The organism is Bradyrhizobium sp. Leo170, assembly GCF_004296405.1.
GTDB lineage: Bacteria > Pseudomonadota > Alphaproteobacteria > Rhizobiales > Xanthobacteraceae > Bradyrhizobium.
Genome location: NZ_PSRR01000724.1, coordinates 1 through 1339 on the forward strand (window position 1 = coordinate 1; position 1339 = coordinate 1339).

Consider the following 1339-nt stretch of genomic DNA (forward strand, 5'->3'; position numbering starts at 1 on the left):
CCACCCCATCAACCACAGGCCTGTATGATGTGCTCCGCTGCAACCACTTGCCGACGCCACAACGCCTCCCTGTGGTTATGGGTCCCCGCCTTCGCAGGGACGACATCGGTAAGGTGGGCAAAGCGGAGCGTGCCCACCATCACGGGCGGAGTGCTTGATGGTGGGCACGGCACTTCGCGCCTTTGCCCACCCTACTCGCGCGCAAACCCTCACGAGATCAGGCTTGCGATCCAGCCCTTCTTCTCGCCTGCTTCCGCCGGCGCCGCATCCGGCGTCCCGCCTGCCGCAGCGGCGAAGCGCGTGAAGAATTCGCCGGCGAGCTTTTTGGCCGTGGAGTCGATCAGCCGCGAGCCGAGTTGCGCAAGCTTGCCGCCGATCTGCGCATCGACCTCGTAATGCAGCACCGTGACATCTGCGCTCTCCGCCTCCAGACGCACCGTCGCGCCGCCCCTGGCGAATCCGGCGACGCCGCCGGAGCCTTCGCCCGAAATGCGATAGCTATTCGGCGGATCGAGATCGGACAGCGTCACCTTGCCGCCGAAGGACGCCTTCACCGGTCCGACCTTGATGACGACGGTCGCGGTCATCTCGGTCGGCGATGTCATCTCGAGCGCCTCGCAACCCGGAATGCACAACTTGAGCACCGCGGGATCGTTCAGCAACGCCCACACCTTTTCCTTCGACGCGGGGATGCGCTGGCTATCGTTCATCTGCATGATCAGTTCCTTCAGGTCACCTCAGGCGGACACCGGCAGGCTATGGCCGCGCCGCCGCTCGATCGTGATCTCGGCCAGGATCGACATCGCGATCTCCTCCGGCGTGATGGCGCCGAGGTCGAGGCCGGCCGGCGCCTTGACGCGGTCCACAAGCGAAGAGTCCACGCCCTCGCCGATCAGCTTCGCGCGCAGCGAAGCCATCTTGCGACGGCTGCCGACGAAGGCGTGATAACAGGCATCGATCGCGACCGCTGCGCGCAACGCGGCTTCGTCGCCCTTTCCTTGCGTCGACACCACAATGAAGCGCTTGGCGTCGTTCAGCTCGCCCAACTGGAAGCCATCGATCCGCTCGTCGGCATCCGGCTTGGCGGGAACATCGGCTGCGGGCGCGGCGAGCGTGACGTGATAGCCGAGCGTCCGCGCCTGCGCGGCAAGCGACATCGCCACCGGGCTCGCGCCAAAAATGATGAGCGAAGGATGCGGCAGCACCGGCTCGACGAAAATATCCATGGTGCCCTGGCTCGGGCACATGTTGCTGGCGAAGCGGATGCCCTCGCGGCTCTCGCCGGCCTTGACGCCGAGCTCGGCGAGCAGATCCTGCGGTTGCACCGACACCATCCGCG

The 1339-nt window shown here is 65.9% G+C and carries 2 protein-coding genes; both read right to left on the reverse strand.

The window, feature by feature from the left end:
* Window positions 1-209: 209 nt before the first annotated feature.
* Window positions 210-716 carry an SRPBCC family protein gene (locus tag CWO89_RS44265; RefSeq protein WP_130584388.1) on the reverse strand — a complete coding sequence of 169 codons (507 nt, stop codon included), beginning with the start codon at window positions 714-716 and terminating at the stop codon, window positions 210-212.
* A gap of 21 nt (window positions 717-737) precedes the next feature.
* On the reverse strand, window positions 738-1339 hold a 602-nt coding region (locus tag CWO89_RS44270; RefSeq protein WP_130584389.1), incomplete at its 5' end, for an XdhC family protein.